Annotated in this window: 19 protein-coding genes; 4 read left to right on the forward strand and 15 right to left on the reverse strand. The window is 56.0% G+C overall.

Annotation, left to right across the window (positions count from 1 at the left end; translation table 11 throughout):
* Window positions 1-13 precede the first annotated feature (13 nt).
* The gene (gene purT / locus J1C54_RS10660; RefSeq protein WP_229147289.1) at window positions 14-1,195 is read left to right on the forward strand and encodes a formate-dependent phosphoribosylglycinamide formyltransferase; all 1,182 of its coding nucleotides are present in this window, start codon (window positions 14-16) and stop codon (window positions 1,193-1,195) included.
* Between the two features lie 10 nt (window positions 1,196-1,205).
* On the forward strand, window positions 1,206-1,601 hold the full coding sequence (locus J1C54_RS10665; protein ID WP_229147292.1) for a TM2 domain-containing protein: 396 nt from the start codon (window positions 1,206-1,208) through the stop codon (window positions 1,599-1,601).
* Window positions 1,602-1,629: 28 nt separating this feature from the next.
* On the opposite strand, the gene J1C54_RS10670 is transcribed toward J1C54_RS10665, so the two are convergent.
* A complete protein-coding gene (locus tag J1C54_RS10670) occupies window positions 1,630-2,013 on the reverse strand; it encodes a DoxX family protein (protein ID WP_229147297.1) in 384 nt (127 codons plus the stop codon).
* A 158-nt stretch (window positions 2,014-2,171) separates the two neighbouring features.
* Here J1C54_RS10670 and J1C54_RS10675 point away from each other — a divergent pair, with 158 nt between their 5' ends.
* Window positions 2,172-3,470 carry a diguanylate cyclase domain-containing protein gene (locus J1C54_RS10675; RefSeq protein WP_229147305.1) on the forward strand — a complete coding sequence of 433 codons (1,299 nt, stop codon included), beginning with the start codon at window positions 2,172-2,174 and terminating at the stop codon, window positions 3,468-3,470.
* A gap of 26 nt (window positions 3,471-3,496) precedes the next feature.
* Here J1C54_RS10675 and guaA read toward each other — a convergent pair whose 3' ends face one another.
* Entirely contained in the window at window positions 3,497-5,068 is a 1,572-nt protein-coding gene (gene guaA, locus J1C54_RS10680) for a glutamine-hydrolyzing GMP synthase (RefSeq protein ID WP_229147309.1), read from the reverse strand.
* Between the two features lie 91 nt (window positions 5,069-5,159).
* On the reverse strand, window positions 5,160-6,629 hold the full coding sequence (gene guaB, locus J1C54_RS10685) for an IMP dehydrogenase (protein ID WP_229147316.1): 1,470 nt from the start codon (window positions 6,627-6,629) through the stop codon (window positions 5,160-5,162).
* A 76-nt stretch (window positions 6,630-6,705) separates the two neighbouring features.
* Here guaB and xseA point away from each other — a divergent pair, with 76 nt between their 5' ends.
* Entirely contained in the window at window positions 6,706-8,079 is a 1,374-nt protein-coding gene (xseA, locus tag J1C54_RS10690; RefSeq protein WP_229147317.1) for an exodeoxyribonuclease VII large subunit, read from the forward strand.
* Here xseA and J1C54_RS10695 read toward each other — a convergent pair.
* From J1C54_RS10695 to ndk, 12 genes are all read right to left on the reverse strand, one after another.
* Window positions 8,045-9,949, reverse strand: a complete 1,905-nt coding sequence (locus J1C54_RS10695) for an ATP-binding protein (RefSeq protein WP_229147321.1) — start codon at window positions 9,947-9,949, stop codon at window positions 8,045-8,047. The genes xseA and J1C54_RS10695 overlap by 35 nt on opposite strands.
* Window positions 9,946-10,827 (reverse strand): hypothetical protein, encoded by an 882-nt coding sequence (locus tag J1C54_RS10700; protein ID WP_229147325.1) that lies wholly within the window; start codon window positions 10,825-10,827, stop codon window positions 9,946-9,948. Before J1C54_RS10700 ends, J1C54_RS10695 begins: the two co-directional genes overlap by 4 nt.
* Before the next feature lie 7 nt (window positions 10,828-10,834).
* Window positions 10,835-13,030, reverse strand: coding sequence for a TonB-dependent siderophore receptor (locus J1C54_RS10705; protein WP_229147328.1), 2,196 nt, complete (start codon window positions 13,028-13,030; stop codon window positions 10,835-10,837).
* Between the two features lie 78 nt (window positions 13,031-13,108).
* On the reverse strand, window positions 13,109-14,500 hold the full coding sequence (gene der / locus J1C54_RS10710) for a ribosome biogenesis GTPase Der (protein WP_229147330.1): 1,392 nt from the start codon (window positions 14,498-14,500) through the stop codon (window positions 13,109-13,111).
* Window positions 14,500-15,666 (reverse strand): outer membrane protein assembly factor BamB, encoded by a 1,167-nt coding sequence (gene bamB, locus J1C54_RS10715; protein WP_229147332.1) that lies wholly within the window; start codon window positions 15,664-15,666, stop codon window positions 14,500-14,502. The genes der and bamB overlap by 1 nt, the downstream gene beginning before the upstream one ends.
* Complete coding sequence (locus J1C54_RS10720; RefSeq protein WP_229147336.1) at window positions 15,666-16,325, reverse strand: tetratricopeptide repeat protein; 660 nt, start codon at window positions 16,323-16,325, stop codon at window positions 15,666-15,668. The genes bamB and J1C54_RS10720 overlap by 1 nt, the downstream gene beginning before the upstream one ends.
* Before the next feature lie 29 nt (window positions 16,326-16,354).
* Complete coding sequence (gene hisS, locus J1C54_RS10725) at window positions 16,355-17,620, reverse strand: histidine--tRNA ligase (RefSeq protein WP_229147338.1); 1,266 nt, start codon at window positions 17,618-17,620, stop codon at window positions 16,355-16,357.
* 25 nt (window positions 17,621-17,645) lie between these two features.
* Window positions 17,646-18,767 (reverse strand): flavodoxin-dependent (E)-4-hydroxy-3-methylbut-2-enyl-diphosphate synthase, encoded by a 1,122-nt coding sequence (gene ispG / locus J1C54_RS10730; protein WP_229147342.1) that lies wholly within the window; start codon window positions 18,765-18,767, stop codon window positions 17,646-17,648.
* 17 nt (window positions 18,768-18,784) lie between these two features.
* Window positions 18,785-19,576, reverse strand: a complete 792-nt coding sequence (locus J1C54_RS10735; RefSeq protein ID WP_229147347.1) for a RodZ domain-containing protein — start codon at window positions 19,574-19,576, stop codon at window positions 18,785-18,787.
* Window positions 19,573-20,355 carry a type IV pilus biogenesis/stability protein PilW gene (pilW, locus tag J1C54_RS10740; protein ID WP_229147350.1) on the reverse strand — a complete coding sequence of 261 codons (783 nt, stop codon included), beginning with the start codon at window positions 20,353-20,355 and terminating at the stop codon, window positions 19,573-19,575. Before pilW ends, J1C54_RS10735 begins: the two co-directional genes overlap by 4 nt.
* An 8-nt stretch (window positions 20,356-20,363) precedes the next feature.
* Complete coding sequence (gene rlmN, locus J1C54_RS10745) at window positions 20,364-21,500, reverse strand: 23S rRNA (adenine(2503)-C(2))-methyltransferase RlmN (protein WP_229147353.1); 1,137 nt, start codon at window positions 21,498-21,500, stop codon at window positions 20,364-20,366.
* A 21-nt stretch (window positions 21,501-21,521) separates the two neighbouring features.
* Window positions 21,522-21,953 (reverse strand): nucleoside-diphosphate kinase, encoded by a 432-nt coding sequence (gene ndk, locus J1C54_RS10750; RefSeq protein WP_229147355.1) that lies wholly within the window; start codon window positions 21,951-21,953, stop codon window positions 21,522-21,524.
* Window positions 21,954-22,043 lie beyond the last annotated feature (90 nt).

Raw genomic sequence — 22,043 nt, forward strand, 5'->3', positions numbered from 1 at the left:
TGATAGGAAAACCATGACAACGATTGGCACTCCACTCGCTCCCCATGCCACCCGCATCATGTTTCTTGGCAGCGGAGAACTCGGCAAGGAAGTGGCCATAGAGCTGATGCGCTTTGGCTGTGAAATTATTGCCGTAGACCGCTACGCCAACGCGCCGGCAATGCAAGTTGCCCATCGCAGCCATGTGATCAGCATGCTTGATGGCGCGGCCGTACGAACACTGGTTGAACTGGAAAAGCCACACCTGATCGTCCCGGAAATTGAGGCCATTGCCACCGATGAGCTAGTCAAATTGGAAGCCGAGGGCTGGAGTGTTATTCCCTCCGCCCGCGCAGCCCAGCTGACCATGAACCGCGAAGGTATTCGCCGATTGGCCGCAGAAGAACTTGGCCTGTCCACTTCGCCGTATCGTTTTGCAGAAACAAAGGAGGAGTATCTGGCAGCCATTGAATTGGTTGGCCTGCCCTGCGTAGTCAAACCAATCATGTCGTCCTCCGGCAAAGGGCAGAGCACGGTAAAGCAACAGGCTGATGTCGACCCTGCGTGGGAATATGCCCAGTCCGGTGGACGATCCGGCAAGGGCAAGGTCATTGTCGAAGGCTTCGTGGATTTTGATTACGAAATTACGCTACTCACCGTCAGGCACCGTAACGGCACCAGCTTTTGCGCGCCAATTGGTCATCGTCAGGAAAAGGGCGACTACAGGGAGTCATGGCAGCCACAACCAATGACTAGCGTGGCACTTGAAGAAGCTCAGAGTATTGCCGCCGCTGTTACCGAGTCGCTTGGTGGCTACGGTATTTTTGGCGTAGAACTATTTGTCAAAGGCGACAGGGTGTTCTTTAGTGAGGTCTCCCCCCGCCCCCATGATACCGGGCTGGTCACTCTAATTTCCCAGAACCTGTCTGAGTTCGCCCTGCATGCTCGCGCCATTCTTGGCCTGCCGGTGCCGGCAATCCATCAGGTTGGCCCGTCTGCCTCGGCGGTTTTGCTAGTGGCTGGCGACTCAACTGATATGCGCTATGGCAATCTGGCCGAAGCGTTGGAAGAAGCGGATACCGACCTGCGTCTGTTCGGTAAACCGGAGGTTCATGGTGAGCGTCGTCTGGGCGTGGCACTTGCCCGGGATGAAAGCACTGGCAAGGCTATCGACAAAGCCCTGCGAGTAATTAGCAAGATTACCGTTACGCTGTAAGGACATCGTTATGGCACAGCAAGATACGCACAGCAAAATTATCGGCTACTGTCTGTGGATCTTTGGTTTTATGGGCGCGCACCGTTTTTACTACGGCAAGCCAATAACGGGCACAATCTGGTTTTTCACTCTGGGCCTGTTTTTTATCGGCTGGATTATCGATCTTTTCCTGATACCAGGAATGGACGAAAAGGCAGACCGGCGCTTTCTGTCCGGGCCCGCCGATTACAACATCAGCTGGATTCTGCTGACATTCCTCGGCGTATTCGGCATTCATCGCTTCTATCTGGGCAAGTGGCTCACCGGCCTGATCTGGCTATTTACCGGCGGCCTTTTCCTGCTGGGCGTACTGTATGATTACTGGACTCTGAATGAGCAGGTGGACTCCCGTAACCGCTCCGTATAGGAGCGGCTTCAGCACCGCTGCTGACGGCTCAGTTCTTGATCACATACTTACCACCCCCCAGAAACACCAGAGCCGCCGCAGTAAATAGATAGAAAGCCTGCAGCTCAATGGCCCAGCCACCATGCTTTCCGAGAGAGAAAATCTGCCCGGAATGGGCCAGACCGATAGCAAATAGCATATTAATCACGATCAGCCCGGCGCCAATACGGGTCTGAACCCCCAGCAGCACCATCAGCGGCGCGACAATCTCACCAACGAATACACCGAAGGCAAACCATCCTGGCAGGCCATGGCTAGCCAACATGCCAGAAATACCGCTAACACCGTGCATCAGCTTGTCTACTCCATGCAGCAATAGCATCACGCCAAGTGCAATACGCAAGATCAGTTTGCCAATATCTGGATTATTCATGGACAGTTGTTCTCCGCTGACCGGTGGGTTCGATTATATGGGTGCCGTAGGCTGGCATTTTGCGGAAAATCGGGACAAAGTAACAAGGTCGCATAGCGCCCACATAACAAAAATCCAACCCGACACCATGTCCGGGTTGCTGCGGAGAGAACAGATTCATGTCGAGCAAGCCCGCCGTCCTGATCGTCGATGACCAGAGCGCCAACCGTATTGCCCTGGAAGCCCTGCTGGATGATTTCGATATCCAGCTACTACAGGCGGAGTCTGGTGAACAGGCATTACAACTACTTGGCGACAATGACGTTGCCGTTGTCCTGCTGGATGTGCAAATGCCGGGCATGGATGGCTACGAGGTAGCCAACCTGATGCAGCAAGGCAGCCGCACACGCGCGGTACCGATTATTTTTGTCACCGCCATCAACCGCGATCTTGAGCATGTCATGAAGGGCTATGCCAGTGGCGCGGTGGACTTTCTGACCAAGCCTATCAACTCGGAAATGCTGCAGGGTAAAGTGCGGGTCTTTCTCGAGCTGGATCGGCGCGGCCGCGAGCTGTCAGAGTCCAATGCGGCCCTCACCCGCTCACTTCAAGAGGTGGAACGCCTCAAGCATCATAATGAACTACTACTGAAGTCCATCGGCGAAGGCATTCTTAGCCTCGACCGCCGCGGCAATATTATTTTTGCCAATCCAGCGGCCCACACCTTGTTAGGACAGACCGCACCGATTATTGGTAACGCGCTTACCAGCCATGTTTCAGGGCCGGCTGCTACTCGAGCCATCGAGGAAATGCTTAAGAGCTGCCTCGGTGGCGATCGCTGGGCCGGCATTGTCACTGGCAATCGCCAACATATGAACTTTCCGGCTGAGCTGATTGCCACTCCACTGAAAGATGAAAAAGGGTTTATCGCAGGCGTAAGCATTGCATTTCAGGATGTCAGCGAGCGCCAACAAAGAGAAACCGAGTTACGCCGTGAAAGTGAAAAAGACCCACTTACCGGGCTAGTTAATCGTCGAGGGCTGGAGCGTCTGCTGCCGCGTCGCCTTGCCTATGGCGCACAAAAGCTGGCGCTGCTGTATCTGGATCTGGATCATTTCAAGGAGATAAATGACAGCCATGGCCATCATGCCGGAGATGTGATTCTTAAAGAAATCACCGATCGCTTTCAACATGCTATGCGTCAAACTGATCTGATCGCCCGGGTAGGCGGAGATGAGTTTTGCATTGTAGTCAGCGGCGACTCCCCCACTGAAGCAGCTGAGGCTGTGGCCAAGAAGCTGATTGAAGTGAGCAACCAGCCCCTCGATTTCGGCGGCGTATCGGTGACACTCGGTGCCAGCATCGGCATCGCGCTACCGGATGGCACCAGCCTGCCAGACATGCTCATGCGCCGGGCGGATGAAGCCATGTATCAGGCAAAGCGAAACGGTGGAAACTGTTATCAGATAGCCAGTTAACCAGTCATCTGATAACAAATCCAAAGCTACTCCCACTCGATGGTTGCCGGCGGCTTCGAGGAGATATCGTAGGTCACCCGGGAAATTCCGGGAATTTCGTTGATGATACGACCGGAAACATGCTCAAGAAACTCATAGGGAAGATGTGCCCAGCGGGCCGTCATAAAATCGATGGTTTCCACGGCGCGCAGCGCCACCACATATTCGTAACGACGCGCATCACCAACCACGCCAACGGATTTAACCGGTAGAAAAACCGCGAACGCCTGACTGGTCTTGTGATACAACTCTGCAGCGTAAAGCTCCTCAATAAAGATGGCATCTGCCAGGCGCAAAGTGTCTGCATATTCCTTTTTAACTTCACCAAGAATACGCACACCCAGACCCGGCCCCGGGAACGGATGGCGATACACCATATCGTAGGGCAGACCCAGCTCCAGACCGATCTTACGCACTTCATCCTTGAACAACTCACGCAGCGGCTCCACCAGCTTGAGAATCATATTCTCCTTCAGGCCGCCAACATTATGGTGCGATTTAATCACGTGAGCCTTGCCTGTTTTGCTGGCAGCGGACTCGATAACATCCGGATAAATCGTCCCCTGAGCCAGCCACCGAGCATCTTTCAGCTTGGCAGCTTCGGCCTCGAAAATATCAATGAAGGCATTGCCAATAATCTTCCGCTTTTTCTCAGGATCTGCTTCGCCGGCAAGGCTCGACAAAAATACTTCCTCTGCATCGACGCGAATTACCTTCACGCCCATATTTTTGGCAAACATTTCCATGACCTGATCACCTTCACGGTGACGCAACAGGCCGTTATCCACAAACACACAGGTCAACTGCTTGCCAATGGCGCGGTGCAGCAATGCCGCCGTTACCGAGGAGTCGACACCACCGGAGAGACCTAGAATCACTTCCTCATCACGGACCAGCTCGCGGATCTGCTCAATGGCATCCTCGATAATATTATCCGGGGTCCAAAGTTTTTCGCAGGCACAAATCTCCCGTACAAAACGCTCCAGCATGCGACCACCCTGTAAGGTATGTGTTACCTCCGGGTGGAACTGCACACCATAAAAACGCTTTTCATCATTGGCCATACCCGCAATCGGGCAGGAATCGGTGCTGGCGCTGACGACAAAACCCGATGGCAAAGTACCTACCCGATCGCCGTGACTCATCCACACATCAAGATGACCAACTTCGCCTTCCTGATGATCGACGATGCCATCAAGCAATCCATTGGATTGCTCCTTCTTCACCCGTGCGTAGCCGAATTCGTGCTTCTCTCCAGCGATGACCTTGCCACCCAGCTGTTGCGCCATGGTCTGCATGCCATAGCAAATACCCAGCACTGGCACGCCCTGTTCAAATACCCGCTGCGGTGCCCGTGGAGTCTGCTCCACCGTCACCGTCTCCGGGCCGCCGGACAAAATAATACCGGCGGGGGCGAAGGCGCGAATTTCCGCCTCATCCATATCCCAAGCGCGAATCTCGCAGTAGACACCAATTTCACGCACGCGACGGGCAATCAACTGCGTGTACTGGGAGCCGAAATCCAGAATCAGAATGCGCTGAGCATGAATATCTCTCATGACGAAGTTCCATTGCGGGCCAGCTGGCCTCGGTTAAAAACTGAATCGGCCGGGAGCACCGGCCGATTACATACTGAATAAATTTTCCGGATTACCCGATCGGGTAGTTCGGCGCTTCCTTGGTAATGGCCACATCGTGAACGTGAGATTCCTTGATGCCTGCACCGGTAATCTTGACGAACTCCGGCTTGGTGCGCATCTGGTCAATATCGGCACAGCCGGTATAGCCCATGGAAGCCCGCAACCCACCCATCAGCTGATGAATGATGGCACTCATCGGCCCTTTATAGGGGACACGGCCTTCGATGCCTTCGGGCACCAGTTTCTCCACCCCGGCAGCACTATCCTGAAAATAGCGGTCGCTGGAGCCAGTCTTACCAGACATGGCACCGAGTGAGCCCATGCCACGGTAGGCCTTGTAATAACCCCCCTGATACAGCTCCACATCGCCCGGCGCCTCTTCGGTACCGGCCAACAAGGAACCAATCATGATGGCACTGGCCCCAGCGGCGATCGCCTTGGCAATATCTCCGGAGAAACGAATACCGCCATCAGCAATCAAAGGTATGTCGTATTTCAACAGTGCATCAGCAACGTCAGAAATTGCAGTAATCTGCGGAACACCAATACCGGCAACAATCCGCGTGGTACAGATCGAGCCCGGGCCAATACCAACCTTAACAGCATCTGCACCTGCTTCGGCCAGTGCCCGCGCAGCTGCAGCGGTAGCAATATTGCCGCCGATAACCTGCACTTGCGGAAAATGCTTCTTCACCCAGGCAACACGATCAATTACGCCCTGACTGTGGCCATGGGCGGTATCAACAACGATCACATCGACGCCAGCCTCAACCAGCAACTCAACACGCTGCTCAGTACCTTCACCGGTACCGACCGCCGCACCAACCCGCAACCGGCCCTGAGAGTCCTTACACGCATTCGGATACTTGGCAGCCTTTTCAATATCCTTAACGGTGATCAAACCACGCAACTCACCGTGATCGTTCACCACAATGACTTTTTCAATCCGGTGGCGGTGCAACAGTCCGCGGACTTCTTCTGAGGGCACACCTTCACGGACAGTCACCAGGCGGTCCTTGCCCGTCATTATGGCTGACACCGGCTGGCTGTATTCGGTAACAAAACGGGTATCCCGACTGGTGACAATGCCAACCACTTCATTGCCATTCACCACCGGCACGCCGGAAATATCATGGGCTCGAGTAATGCGTAGCAGCTCAGCAACCGTTGTGTCCGGCGTTACGGTAATGGGATCTTTCACCACACCGCTTTCAAATTTCTTAACCATCCGCACATGGCGTGCCTGATCCTCGGCCTCCATATTCTTATGCAGAATACCTATGCCCCCTTCCTGGGCCATACCGATGGCGAGACGACTTTCTGTCACGGTATCCATGGCCGCAGATACCAGCGGAACGTTCAGGGCAATGGAACGGGTCAGGCGTGACTTCAGTGAGACGTCCTTGGGCAGGACTTCCGAATGGGCAGGAATCAGTAGAACGTCATCAAAAGTCAGTGCTTCTTGCACAATTCTGAGCATGGGGCACCGTAAGGGGGTGGAAAATCAGGCCCGGCATTATAGGCGACGGGCCCACTCCGGTGCTACCCTCCAACCCATGAACAAGGACCTTAATCCGGCCCCAGACGAACGTCGTATCTGGACCGTCAGCCGCCTCAATCTGGAAGCTCAGGGACTGCTGGAAGGCGGTTTTCCGCTGTTATGGATCGAGGCGGAGCTCTCCAACCTGTCCCGGCCGGCCTCCGGGCACCTGTATTTCAGCCTGAAAGACGACCGCGCTCAGGTTAGTGGAGCCATGTTCCGCAACCGCGCCCAACTGCTCCGTTTCACCCCCCGGGACGGCATGCAGGTACTGGTTCGGGCCCGGGTCACCCTGTATGTGCCACGGGGTAACTACCAGCTGGTTATCGAGCACATGGAGGAGGCTGGCGAAGGACGGCTCCGCCGCGAGTTCGAGCAGCTACGCGAAAAGCTTCGTGCCGAGGGACTATTTGACGACAGTCGCAAGCGCACCCTGCCTGCCTTTCCTCGGCAAATCGGGGTGATCACCTCGGCGACTGGCGCCGCACTGCGCGATATTCTGCAGGTACTGAAGCGGCGCGCCCCCCAGCTACCCGTGCTGATCTACCCCGCTGCAGTGCAGGGCAAAGACGCCCCCGGACAGCTGATAGCCGCACTGGCACTAGCTAACCGGCGTCAAGATTGCGATGTGCTGATTATGGCCCGTGGCGGCGGCTCACTGGAGGACCTGTGGGCCTTCAACGATGAACAGCTGGCCCGTGAGGTGGCCGCTTCATCAATCCCGGTGGTATCCGCTGTAGGCCATGAGGTGGACGTCGGCCTGACCGATTATGTTGCTGATCTGCGTGCTCCAACCCCTTCAGCAGCGGCAGAGCTGGTCAGTCCGGACCTCGAAACACTGGGCCAGCGGGTGGCCACACTGGGAAGGCGGTTGGCAGTTCATATGCAGCACCATCTGCAGCGAGAGCAGCAACGACTGGGCTGGCTGGAGAAGCGGCTAGGTCGCCCGGAGCAGCGACTGCAACAAGTGGCTCAACAGATTGACGAACTGGAAGCACGCTTGCGCCGTCACCTGCAACAGCGCCTTGCCCTGCCCGCACAGCGTCTGGACCAGCTCAAGCGGCGTCTGCATGGCCGCGACCCTCGCGTGCTACTGAGCCTGAGTGAAACCCGCCTGACGGGCCTGGCGAAAAGACTGGCACTACCTTTGCCACGTCAGGTCCGTGACCGGCAACGGGATCTGCGCCAGTTAAGTAATCGCCTCAACTCGGTCAGCCCTCTGGCAGTACTGGGGCGCGGCTATAGCATTACCTTCCATGAAGGTCAGGCACTGCACTCTGTTGCTGGCCTGCAAGCCGGCCATACCATACAAACGCGACTACGCGACGGTGAGGTGCTGAGCACGGTGACTGAGCTCAAGCCGCTCCCAGATAACGAGCCAGCAAAGTAAGCAGTTTGCGACGCTGGAACGGTTTCGCCAGATAGTCATCCATGCCAGCCTCTATGCAGCGCTCGCGCTCTCCAACCAGGGCATTCGCTGTCAGCGCGATTATTGGCAGATGACCGCTGCCGTCGAGTCGCTCCTGCTCACGATAGCGGCGCACCGCCTCCAGACCATCCATAACCGGCATCTGCACATCCATCAGCACACAATCAAACCGACCATCCGCTAGTTTCTGCAAGGCTTCGTCGCCATTGCCCGCACAAGTGACCTCTACACCAGCAGCGCTGAGCATGTGCTCCGCAACCATACGATTGACTTCGTTATCCTCAACCAGCAGCACAGCACCAGAAAGATGGGGCAACTCTTCACTATCATCAGCCAGCAATGACATCGGAGTGCCGCCAACGCGCATCGGCAAAACAAATCGGACGGTGAAGGTTGTACCCTGACCTTGTGTGCTTTTCACCTCCAGCACACCACCAAGCAGACGAGTCAAACGCTGGACAATGGCCAGCCCCAGCCCGGTGCCGCCGAAGCGACGGGTAGTAGAGCTATCCACCTGAGAAAACGCATCAAACAATAGCGGCAACTTGTCCTCAGGAATGCCGATACCAGTGTCCTTGACGGTCAAGGTAAGAGCCAGTCGATCCTGCCGCTGCTCAACCAGCAACACATCAACCAACACTTCACCCCGTTCGGTAAATTTGACCGCGTTACTAATCAGGTTGGCCAGAATCTGACGCAGCCGCGTTGGATCAGTGCAGACTTGAAGATCCAGAGCCGCAGACAATCCATGTAAGCGCAACCTTAATCCCTTCTGATTGGCCAGATAGCTAAAGTTTGCCACACAGCTTTGCAACAATTCCGCAATAGGGAAATAAAGGTACTCAAGCTCCAGCCGGCCACTTTCTACCCGGGAAAAATCGAGGATGTCATTGATGACGTCAAGCAGATGCGCCGTGGAGTCCAGTGCGGCGCGGGCATACTCGCGCTGTGTTTCACTCAGAGAAGTTCCATCAAGAAGTTGCAGCATCCCCATAACGCCATTCATCGGAGTGCGCAGCTCATGGCTCATCATGGCCAGAAACTCGCTCTTTGCCTGGCTAGCACCTTCCGCGCGCAAGCGTGCTTCACGCAGCGCATCCATGGCTCGATCCTGTTCACGTCTGGCTCGCTCCAACTCTGCCGCCAGCTGATTGATATCCCCCTGCAATGCGCCAAGTTCAGCATTCAAAGGAAGTACGCCGCGGGCCTGATAGTCTCCGCCGCGAATCTGCTGCACCAGTCTGGATAAACTGGTAATCGGGTGCGACAGTCGCCCTGCCATTTTTGACGAAATAATCAAACCAACCAACATGGCAATAACCGCAGGCATCAGGGTCGCCAGCAAAATCTCTCGCTGTCGTTGGGCTAGCGAAGAAGACGATAATAGTAGTTCGACGTGACCGATACGCTCAGGCGAACTTTCCACAGTAGCAGCGGCGTCATCGAACAAGCTTCCGGGCAACAGGGTCTGCCGATAGATTGCTGCCCGGAAGCGACGTATGGATGACTCATCAGGCTGCCGGCTATCAGACACATAACGCTCAAGCAATATCTGCCCAAGATGATCCCGGAATATCACACCAAGAACATCGCCATGCTGCATTGCGAGGCGCGCCTGCTGATCCAGCTCACCCTGACTACCGGATATCACTCCGTATTCAGAGGCTGCTGCAAGATAGCGACTCATAAAGATGCCACGTGCGTTGAGCTCCGCTTGCGCATCATCAAAACGCTGCCAGGTCAAAGCGAGCAGCAGCAGGATAAGCATCAACAACGCCGGCAAGACACCTAGCCAACGTAGCTGATTGACAATGCTGCCGGAGAAATTCATTGCTGTGCCTCCAGACGCCTTTCAATCGCCGGGATGTCCGGAGCGATTACACCGTAACTACGTGCCACATGGACGTTCCATGCCACCGCTGCGCGGGCATACGCAGCCTCCGGCATAGTTGCCGGCAACCCATCATGCTGTAGCAGCTTCAAGGTCGCCTCAATCATTCCCTCCACAGAAGGATAGGCCGCCGCCAGACTGCCAGCGCGAACAAACTGCTCGTCCGGGCCAATCACCGGCTTGCCCTGCCGGTAGCTGGATAGCAGTATCAGCCTGGCGGTATCAGCGTTGTACAAAGCAGGATCGGGAAGCGCCAATAATACGTCGACACGCGGCAATAATTCTGCCAGCACCGCAGGCAACTGCTGTACATTGCTGACACTACGTCGCTCAAACAGAATGCCCGGAATTTCAAGTTGCTGCTCGTCGCCGGCAAAGCCCGGACCAAGCAGAACACCAACCCGGCGGGCCGCAGGAAGCATTTCACGCAGCACAAGAATCTGGGCAGCAGTGGTCGCCTCTCGGTAGACTGCGGAACATAAACAGCCGGCATCTCTGGCCGATTGCAGAGCAGAGCGGGAGACATGCACACCAATAACAGGAATGCCGAGGCTCTGTGCCTGAACGAATGCATCTTCACCCAGCGCCACGGCTAACCCGGCAACATCAGCATCAGCAGTCAATGTCAGGGACGGCAGCATCCGACTGGTCAGCTCGGCCTGAAACTCAGAGGTGTAGTTATTATCCGGCCCCACTAGCAAAATCGGCATTGATACAGAGTCGGACTCAGAGGCAACAGACAATTCTCCGGCGTGGGTGAACCACGTCAGACAGGCGAGCAATACGCCAAGCCCTGTTCTGCATCCCTGAGCCATCATTCCCTTCCTAGAACGAGACTGCCGCTGACAACCAGTAGAGGCTGTCCTCCTTGTACAAGTTATTAATCCTCACCACCGGATCATCACTAAGTAAATGCTGCACCACTGCACTAATCTCAATTGTGCTGCGAGGCCCTCGAACACGCCGTGAAACCTGCAAGTCCGCACGCTCGTAGACATTCTCGAACCTTCTGTCACTCCAGTGGTCCGCCCGGTGCCAAAAGGCTGACAACATCCAGCGGTCATTCACATCAAAGCGCCATAGCAAACTGGACAGTGTCTCCGCTGCCAGTGCCTCTTCTATTCGCGCGGAGCCGGGCTCTGTCGGATGATCTGCCTTGGTACTGATGCGGGAACCGGCAAGCCGAAGCAAGTGCCTCGGATGCGGCCGCCAACTGAGTTGTGCCTCAGCGCCTTGAATATCAACCGAGCCTTCATTGTCGGGGCGGAAACGCTCCGGGTTCATCGGCCCACTAACCAGCTGGTCGAGCTGCTCATCGAATACCCGGATATCCCACTCAAGCGTACTGACCCGACCATAGTAGCCAACCTCCACAGAGCGGATACGCTCTGGATCAAGCGCACCATCAGAGGTCTGGGTGGCGAAAAACTCGGCCGTTTCCCAGCCCAGAGCGGCCAACGGATCTGCGCCATAAACACCGGCAAGGTTTTTTGGCTGGATATGGATATCTGCGGACTTCTCGTAAATATCCATGGTTCGCAATGCCTCAGCGTAGACAAAGCGCACGCTTTGCGAGGGCAGAAACTGATAGATCAGCGCACCACGGGGGTTGAAATAGGAACCGTTGAGATCGTCATGCTCCCAGTAGCCTCCAAGATTCAGATATAGCGGCTCGGCAAGATGCATCTCCAGATTACCGAACAGACGCTGACTGAAATTTTCCACCGGCTCGCCAATATAGGTATCGGACTCCCCCTGATCGAGGCGCAAATTTGCACCTACAAGCAGTCGTGTATCCGGGCTGAGCTGGATAATATTCTCCACTTCCAGATCGTGCCGACGCTCAACGATCAACGGGTTCAGCTGGCCGCAAGGTGCACCGGCATTGGCTGACACGAGGGCGTTCAGGCGGACAAGGAGCGCCCCCTCCTCTGCCGTGGCCGGACCATTAACCAAGGCACTTTCCAGAGCGGCCTCTGTGCCATCAATATCCCGATTATTGGCCTCAAACAAATCTCGCATTTCTTTACTGAACAGCAACCCGCCAGCCTCCGGGATGGCCTCCAGACCGGGCAAAACGAAGCAGCCGGCTAATTGATCCTCTGTTTTCTTGTACTGGCTATAGAACTGCACCTTAAGCTGATGCGTATCGGACACCTGCCGCTTCCAACGCATCTGCGCAAATGCCTCTTCCGAACGATTTTCCGGCTCGACGATAAAGTCAGTAAAGTCGTCGAAGTCTGACCGCTCAGTAGGCAAACCCAGCGTTCTGCGCGAGCCGCCAGCAAAAAACTCCAGCGTGTCACGGGGGTTCACCTCCAGATGGGTGCGCAGGTTAATGGTCTGCACTGATTTCTGGTCGCGGCGCGGCTCCCCTTTGAAAGGCTCGCTATAACCATCGTCGTCTCTCGACGCTACAGTAACGCGCGACCTGACACCGTCCTGACCGTTGGCAGACGTAACGCGCCAATCTCGCACGCCGTTGTTACCACCGCGAGCAGCCGCGGTTGTGCCAACTACATCCTGAGGATGACGGCTGATGATGTTGATAACTCCCTGAAAGGCGTTAGCACCATAGGCCGCCGAGGCGGGACCGCGGGTCACCTCGATGCGCTCGATATCTTCGATTTCCAGAGGAAAGTCATTCCACAGCACCCGGGCCAGACCGGGCAGGTATTGAGTACGGCCGTCAATCAGCACCTGCATACGGCGCACATCGCGGGCCTGAGTGCCGTGATAACTGACCGTCGGCACATTGCCATCAACCTTGACGGCGCTCATGCCTGGCACCAACTGCAGCAGCTGGTAAATTTCCCGGGCGCCAGTAGCCTCAATCAACTCACGATCGATGATGGTGACACTAGCAGGCACCTGAGACTGCGGCTGGCTAAGCCGCGCTGGCGTCAGCACCATCGGCATGCCGTCGTCCGCAAATGTGTCGTCAAAAGCATCAAAGGCAAATGAACGGTCGACCGGCAGCCATGCCAGCAACAGCGTAACGGTGACAACAGACAGCCTCATGCATCCCCCCCGGATAGCACATTAGTACAAAGTCAGGATAGCAGTGCTGTGATCGCCAACAAGGGTTGAAAGGTAAAATCAGCGACCTTTGACGTGCTTGATTAGCCGGCGCTTGCGCTGGACCTGCCGCTCGGTCAGTTGGTTACCTTTCCCTTCGAAGGGATTGTCACCGGACTTGAACTCCACCTTTAGCGGCGTGCCCTCAAGCTTGAGCAGATCGCGGAAGCGGTTTTCCAGATAGCGCCGATAACTGTCCGGCAGGCTATCAAGGGAGTTGCCGTGGATGATGATACGCGGAGGATTGGTACCGCCAAGATGGGCGTAACGCAGCTTGGCTCGGTGACGCCCCACCTGTGGCGGCTGATTGGCGGCCACCAGATGTTCCAGCATGCTGGTCAGCTTGTTGGTGGGGATGCGGGTAAAAGCAGACTGCCAGGCCCGTTCGATCAGGGCATACAGATCGCCAACTCCTGTGCCATGCAGCGCAGAGATATAGTGCACCCGAGCCCATGGGGCAAACTCTAACCGACGAGCGAGCTCAGACTTAACCTGTTCACGATGACTGGCATCCAGTCCATCCCATTTATTAACCGCTACCAGCAAGGAACGGCCGGCCTGCAGTACATGGCCAAGCAGGCTGAGATCCTGATCTGTAATCCCTTCCCGGGCATCGACCACCAGTATCACCACCTGCGCATCATCAATGGCCTGCATGGCCTTGATCACAGAAAACTTTTCGATAGTCTCGTGGACCTTACCGCGGCGGCGCACCCCCGCTGTATCAATCAATGTATAGCGTTGGCCACGCCGCTCGAACGGGATATAGATGGAGTCCCGCGTGGTACCCGCCATATCAAAGACCACCACGCGATCTTCGCCGAGCATGCGGTTGACCAAGGTTGATTTACCCACATTGGGGCGGCCAATAATCGCCACCCGAATACCCTGCTCCTCAGTACCGGGACTATGCTCTGGAGCATCGGGGAAAGCCGCTAAAACTTCAGCCATCATGGCGTTGACGCCACGGCCCTGACTGGCAGCAATGCGATGCTGGGAGGTGAGGCCAAGGGAGTAGAAATCTGCTGCGGCAATATTTTCATCAACACCGTCGACCTTGTTGACCACCAGATAAACCGGCTTGTTGAGGCTGCGCAACTCACGCGCCACAAGCTCATCTGAAGCTGTCAGACCAGCCCTGCCATCAACCATGAACAACACTGCATCAGCCTCTGCCACCGCTTGACGAGCCTGATCACCCATGGGCCCATCGATGCCGTCGTCGCCCTCCCCGATCCCGCCGGTGTCCACCACCATATAGGCCCGCTCACCGACCTTGCCGTCACCGTATTTGCGATCACGAGTCAGGCCGGGATAGTCCGCCACCAGCGCATCGCGGGTACGGGTCAGACGATTGAACAGGGTCGATTTGCCGACATTCGGCCGGCCGACCAGAGCCAGTACGGGTTTCATTACCTGGTTGCCTTCAAACGGTAGGCTGCAACTTCACCGTCAGCACTGACGGCATACAGAACATCACCATAAACCATCGGTGTGGCAGCGAAGCCATCCGGGTCATGACGTTGACGGGCAACAAATTTGCCCGTCTGAGGGTCGAGCCAATGCAAGTAGCCATCACGATCTCCCACCACCACCAGATCATTATGAATGGCAGTGCCAGTCAGCTTGCGTGCGATCAACCCTTCCTGCTTCCACAACTCATTGCCAGTGCGCTGATCGATCGCACGCACTACACCCTGATTATCGGCGACGAACAGAACACCGCCCAGACTCGACATTATGTTGGCACTGGAGATATTGAAATCCCAGTAGACCCGACCGCTGTCCTCATCGAGAACCGCTAGCTTGCCCTGAAACGTGCTAACAAAAAGACCGCCATTTTCCAAAACAAGATTGCCGTCAATGTCGACCAGACGATCCAACTCGGAACGGCCGCTGGGCTCTGCCACACGACGCTCCCAAACCGGCGAACCGCTGACCAGCTCCAGGGCGACTACCCGGCCACTGGCAGTGCCGGCAAACACCCGATTGCCGACCAGTAGCGGCTCCGCCAAACCACGCAAAGTCAGTACCGGTACGGTGACCTCAAAACTCCACAGCACCGCACCATCTGCGGCATTCAGGGCAACCACCCTGCCGTCCTGACTCTGAAAGATTGCCACTTCGCCGTCGGTTGCCGGCCGGGAAAGCAGTTCGCCAGACAACTGGGTACGCCAAAGCTCACTACCATCGTCCGCCGACAGAGCAACGGCTTCACCATCACGGGTGCCCAATAAAAGCCGGCCATAGCCGCCCCGCACACCGGTGGAAATACGCAGCTCCGTATTTTGCAGCCAGACCGTGCGACCGCTGCTTCGCTGCAGGGCACGAACACGTCCGCTCATATCTCCAAGGTAAAGATACTGTTCAGACAGCGCAGGCTCGAGACGCAACGGCTTACGCAGCGAGCCCAATCCCGAGTAGCGATGCCATTCCCGGTCAACCCGGTACTCGCGCTCAAAACTTGTCAGCGCAGTGGGCTCAACCTCTTTCGGCTTACTGCTGCACGCACCCAGCAATACCAACGGAGCCACAATGAGGCCCCGTTGAAGCAACCGGACGAAAAGGCTATTTCTCATCAGGACGCCGGCACCAGATCATCAAGCTTCATCTGAACCAGTTCACGATGACCAGCGCCATCAGTCTCGAGCGCTTGCAGAGCAGACTGATATGCCTCGCGAGCCGCGTCTACATCACCCTGAGCGCGGGCCAGATCACCACGCAGCTCGAACACCTGTCCCAGCCAGGACTCTGGCCAGGACGCGTTCAGCGCCTGCTTGGCCCCATCAAGATCGCCACTATGCAACAGCACCCGGGCAAGGCGCGCACGAGCAGTCCAACCCATGGCGGGGGTAGCCGGTGAGTCCATCACCTCGCGCAACTGGGCGGCGGCATCGGCATAGGATTCTTCACTGACAGCAAGAGAGGCCAAGGCCAAACGCGCATAATCCGCATAGGAAGTTGAAGCATAGTCCGCCACTAGTTGCTCTGCAGAACTGCGCACGGCATCACTGGCGCCTTCAGCACCAGCCATTGCCCGCGACTGCTCCATGGCGCCGATCATCTGCTGATAAATCTCGGACGCAGCTTGGGTTTTCTCCTGACTTTTGTCTTGCCAAAAACGCCAACCCACCAGTGCGGCAACCGAAAGCAATACAGCAACAACAATGGAAGTGCCGTTCTCATCCCACCACTTACGCAGTCTTTCGACCTGTTCTTCTTCGCTATAGTCGACCATTTACCGCTCTCCTTGATTAACTGGACTGCTTATTTGATCTGCGCCGCCAGCGTGTCCGCCAGCGCCGCCCGGGCAATACGTTGCTGCTCACTGTCGCCGCGCAACGGCTTCAGGGTAATTTCTCCGGCAGCAAGCTCATCTTCACCGACGATCAGGGCCCAGCGGGCACCACTTTTATCGGCCTTTTTCATCTGGCTCTTGAGGCTGCCGGAACCGCAGTGACTCTGCACTCTGAGTTGCGGCAGTGCCGCGCGCAACTCTTCTGCCAGCACCAAGGCCGCGGCGGGAGCCACTGTCGATACCAGATACACATCTGCGGGTGCCGGCAACTCGGGAGCTCGCTGCTCCAGCAGCAGAATCAACCGCTCCACCCCCATGGCAAAACCCACCGCCGGTGTTGGCTTGCCACCAAGCTGCGACACCAAGCCATCATAACGCCCGCCAGCACACACCGTACCCTGAGCACCAAGGGCATCGGTGACCCACTCGAATACGGTCTTGCCGTAATAATCCAGACCACGCACCAGTGCCGAATTCAGACGATAACTAATGCCGGCTGCATCGAGCACCTGACGCAAGCCGGCAAAATGCTCCCTGGCTTGCTCGCCGAGATAATCATCAAAACGGGGTGCATTCTGCAGCACCGCTCGGGTGCCGGCATCCTTACTATCGAGAATACGCAGCGGGTTTTTTTCCAGCCTGCGACGACTGTCTTCATCGAGGGCATCAATATGCTGGGACAGGTATGCAACCAGGGCGTCACGGTAACGGGCTCGATCTTCACTGTCACCGAGGCTATTCAGCTCCAGAGTCACCAGATCGCTAATACCCAGCTCACGCCACAGACGGGCCGTCATCAGAATTAACTCAGCATCAATATCCGGGCCCTGCATGCCAAAGGCTTCGACACCGATCTGGTGAAACTGACGGTAACGCCCAGCCTGGGGACGCTCGTGACGAAACATCGGCCCGGTATACCAAAGACGCTGCACCTGGTTATACAACAGACCATGCTCTTCGGCCGCACGGACACAACTGGCTGTGCCTTCCGGGCGCAGGGTCAGTGAATCCCCATTGCGGTCAGCAAAGGTGTACATCTCCTTTTCGACAATATCGGTCACTTCACCAATAGAGCGCTTGAACAGTTCCGTATGCTCAACTATTGGCATGCGAATTTCGCCATAGCCATAGCTCTGCAACAGATTACGCACACGGGACTCCAACCACTGCCAGAGCGGCGTCTGCGTTGGCAAAATGTCGTTCATGCCACGGATCGAGGTGATCTTTTGACTCAAAACAGGTTGCTCCGAAAAAAACCGTTCAGGACTGGCTGCGAACAATGATGCCCTTGTCCTGATCGTCGCGCATTTTCTTAACCTTGGCCCGCACCATACGTTCCAGCTCCACTACCAAATCCTCGGCGCGGATATGGTGGCTTTTTTCACCATCTTCGTAGGCCAGATTATTAGGGGTACCGCCGGTCAAGCCGACATCTACTTCGCGTGCTTCGCCAGGGCCATTCACCAGACAGCCGATCACCGCAAGATCGACTGACTCGTTAACGTCCTCAAGTCGTGCCTCCAGCTCATTAACCGTGCTAATAACATCGAAGTTCTGCCGTGAGCAGCTGGGGCAAGCAATGATATTGACGCCCTTTTTGCGCAGATTAAGGCTTTTCAGGATATCGAACCCGACCCGAATTTCTTCTACAGGGTCCGCCGCCAGCGAGATACGAATAGTATCGCCGATACCTTCCATCAGCAGCATACCCAGCGCTACAGACGATTTCACTGTGCCGGAACGCAACACGCCGGCCTCAGTAACACCCAGATGCAAAGGCTGCTCAATTTGCGCAGAAAGTTTGCGGTAAGCCTGCACGGTCATAAACACATTGGATGCTTTAACGCTGACCTTGAAATCCTGAAAATCGTAACGATCAAGAATTTCTGCATGACGCAGAGCAGATTCAACCAGAGCATCACTGGTGGGCTCGCCATATTTGCGTTGCAGCTCCTTTTCCAGCGAGCCCGCATTGACGCCGATACGAATCGGAATGCCATGATCCTTGGCTGACTGAACCACCGCCCTGATACGATCTTCTCTACCGATATTGCCCGGATTGATGCGCAGGCAATCCACTCCCAGCTCAGCGACCCGCAGAGCAATCTTGTAGTCATAGTGGATATCCGCCACCAGCGGCACATTCACCCGCTTGCGGATTTCACCGAAAGCCTCGGCGGCCTCCATGGTCGGCACAGAAACCCGGACAATGTCCGCACCAACATCTTCCAGCCGGCGAATCTGGCCAACGGTAGCATCGACGTCACAGGTTTCCGTGTTAGTCATGCTCTGCACTGCAATGGGGGCATCGCCACCCACCGCTACTTTGCCAACCATGATCTTGCGCGTCGGCCGCCGTTTGATATCAATTTCGGAATGCATCACGACACCTCAAAGGCTCAAGGAGCCCGAACGGTAATCACCTGACCCGGCGCCGCCTGCGGCACCCGAACACTGGCATCGTTAAAGGAAATGGCGCTGACCGCTGCGGCATTACCCAAAGTCAGACGAAAAGGCCCCTGACCGCCAAGCTCCAGAGTCTGACCCGCATCGCGCTGGCCAACATACAACTCATCGCCGTTTACATCACGAACCCGTAGCCAGCATAGCTCACTAAAACTGACAACCAGACGGTCTTCGGCAGACGCTTGTGGTAACTCTTGTGCCGATGCAGGTTCAGGCTGCGGCTCGACTTCCGCATCGTCCGGCAATGGCTCGCCTTGTTCATCTATCTGATCAGCCTGAACGTCATCAAAAGGCTGAGCATCGAGTTCAACAAAAGCTGGCGACGCGCTGCTGGTCGGCGAGTCAATGGATGCCGGCCAGAACAGCCAAATAGCAACAACAAAACCAATAGCGCCTCCGACCCACCATAAGCGCCTGTCATGGGCAGGGCTGCCGGGCGGTAATGTTGCGGGCTCTTCGATGGCACTTTCTTGATCAATCTGCTGAAACAGGCTGACCAACTCATCCGCCGGCAGATTCACCAGCTTGGCGTAATTCTTGATGTATCCGCGCACAAAAGCAGCACTCGGCAAGCGCTTGTAATCGTCTGCTTCGAGGGCGCGTACATAGCTTACCGAAAGGTGCATGCGCGCGGCGATATCAGCCTCACTGAGCCCCAGAGCCTGACGCCCCGAGCGCAGCCGCTCACCGGGCAACAATAGCCTTCCGCCTTCTGTCTCACTCATGACTTGCGCCCCTGAGCCACCCAGTTGCGCCACTCGCGATGCTCCGGCGAACCGGGAAAGAGTTTGTCCAGCGCCAGCTCAAAACTGGCCAGTTTGTCTTCCTTGTTGTCTATGGCAGCCAACTGAATGCCTAACCAAAGACCTCTAGCCGGTTGGGCTCCTGCACGCTGCTCATAGGCGCCGTAGGCTCGATTGGCCATTTTCACATCGCCTCGCCGGAAGTAGATCCAGGCAATTTCCAGCAATGGCTCCACGCCGTCAGATTTAAGCCGCAACGAAGTATTGAATGCATCCAGCGCCTCATCCGGACGATCCATCACAGCAAGTGCTCGCCCCTTGTTCTCAAAGGCAATGGCCCGGTTATCATAGGAAGGATCATTTGCGGCAATACTGAATTGCTCCAACGCCTCTTTGTAACGGCGCAGTGAGAGCAACATGACGCCATAGTTGTTGCGGGCCAGAGAAAAATCCCGGTTATACCGAATCGATTTGCGAAAGTGCTCTTCCGCACGCTCCTGATCGCCTTCATAACGATACAGAAGAGCCATGGCGTTGTGCGCTTCAGGACTACGGGAGTCATGCTCAAGGGCTTTGGAGATATGTCGACGAGCTTCCGACGGCTGGCCCATCTGCAGATATTCAAACCCTGCGGAAATACGTCTCGATACTGCCATGTCCGCATTCGGGGGCGCCTGTTTCTCAAGCACCATGCAGCTAGCCAGTAGCATCACCAGCATAGCGGTAATCAATCGAGTAGTAGCCTGATATATAACTTTCATAGTGTTCCTCAAGATGCCACAGCACCGTCGGCAGAATCGCCGGCGCGCAGAAACACTTCTTTTTGCCAGCGCTCACTGCGCCGGGTACGGTCCATCACATCACCAACCAACTGGCCACAAGCCGCGTCAATATCGTCACCCCGAGTGGTGCGCACAGTAGTCAGCACACCGCGGTCATTGAGAAACTTGTGAAAAGCGAGAATATCGCTCCTGGTAGAGCGCTCATAGCCTGCATGGGGAAATGGATTAAACGGGATCAGGTTCAGCTTTACCGGCAGATTACCAAGCAGCTTGACCAACTGGCGTGCATGCTCAGGCTGGTCGTTTACGCCTTTTAGCATCACATATTCCATGGTAATGCTCTTGCGCTTATCCGGGCGCTTGTCACTGTAACGACGACAGGCTGCCAGCAGCTCCGCCAAAGGATACTTGCGATTCAGGGGCACCAGCTTGTCACGCAACTCATCATTAGGTGCATGCAGGGAAATGGCCAAAGACACATCAAGCTCATCAGACAGCCGATCAATCATCGGCACCACGCCTGAGGTGGACAGCGTAATACGCTTTTTCGAGATGCCATAAGCCAGGTCGTCTTTCATCACCCGCATGGATCGCACCACATTGTCGAAGTTAAGCAGGGGCTCGCCCATACCCATCATGACAACATTGGTAATCGGATGTTCGCCAAGATTCTTGCGCGGACCAAAGGAACGGCTTGCCAGCCACACCTGGCCGATAATCTCGGCGCTGGTCAGGTCTCTCTGGAAGCCCTGCTTGCCCGTGGAGCAGAAACTGCAATCCACCGAACAACCCACCTGCGAAGACACACATAAAGTGCCGCGGCGGCCATCCGGAATAAATACGGTTTCGATGGCACCACCGCCATCGACTTTGAACACCCATTTACGGGTGCCGTCCCGGGAAACCCCCTCATGGAGGATTTCCGGGGCACGGATCTCGGCAATTTCCGAGAGCTTTTCACGAAGCTTCTTACCGACATCGGTCATCTGCTCAAAACTGTCCGCCTGATGGATGTGCATCCACTTGAGCATCTGATGGGCACGGTATTTCTTCTCTCCCAGGGAAAGAAAAAACTCTTCCATCTCGATGCAGGACAGGCCTAGCAGATTGATCTTGTCAGTCATAACAGCTCCGGGAGCCTGCGCTTAGCGGGTGCGGGCGCAGAGCTCATCAGCGGTAAAGAAGTAAGCGATTTCACGCTCGGCTGAAGCAGTCGAGTCGGAACCGTGTACCGCGTTTTCATCAATGGTGCTGGCGAAGTCTGCACGGATGGTACCGGCAGCCGCGTCCTTCGGGTTGGTAGCACCCATCAGGTCACGGTTCTTGGCCACTGCGCCTTCGCCTTCCAGCACCTGCACTACAACCGGGCCAGAGGTCATAAAGGACACCAGATCCTTAAAGAACGGACGCTCCTTGTGCTCAGCGTAGAAACCGCCAGCCTTGTCTTCAGACAGGTGGACCATCTTCATGGCCACAACCCGAAGGTCAGCCTTTTCGAAACGGCCAACAATCTCGCCGATGACATTTTTTGCCACAGCATCGGGCTTGATAATGGACAGGGTACGTTCTACAGCCATCTGATCCTCTCTTTCGACTCGAGTTTGGGATAAAGTTGCGCCCCGTGGCGGCTCCTTCACCGGCGCCATGCACGGGAGGGCGGCATTATA

This window comes from Alcanivorax sp. 1008, assembly GCF_020667895.1.
In the GTDB taxonomy this organism is placed as follows: domain Bacteria; phylum Pseudomonadota; class Gammaproteobacteria; order Pseudomonadales; family Alcanivoracaceae; genus PGZG01.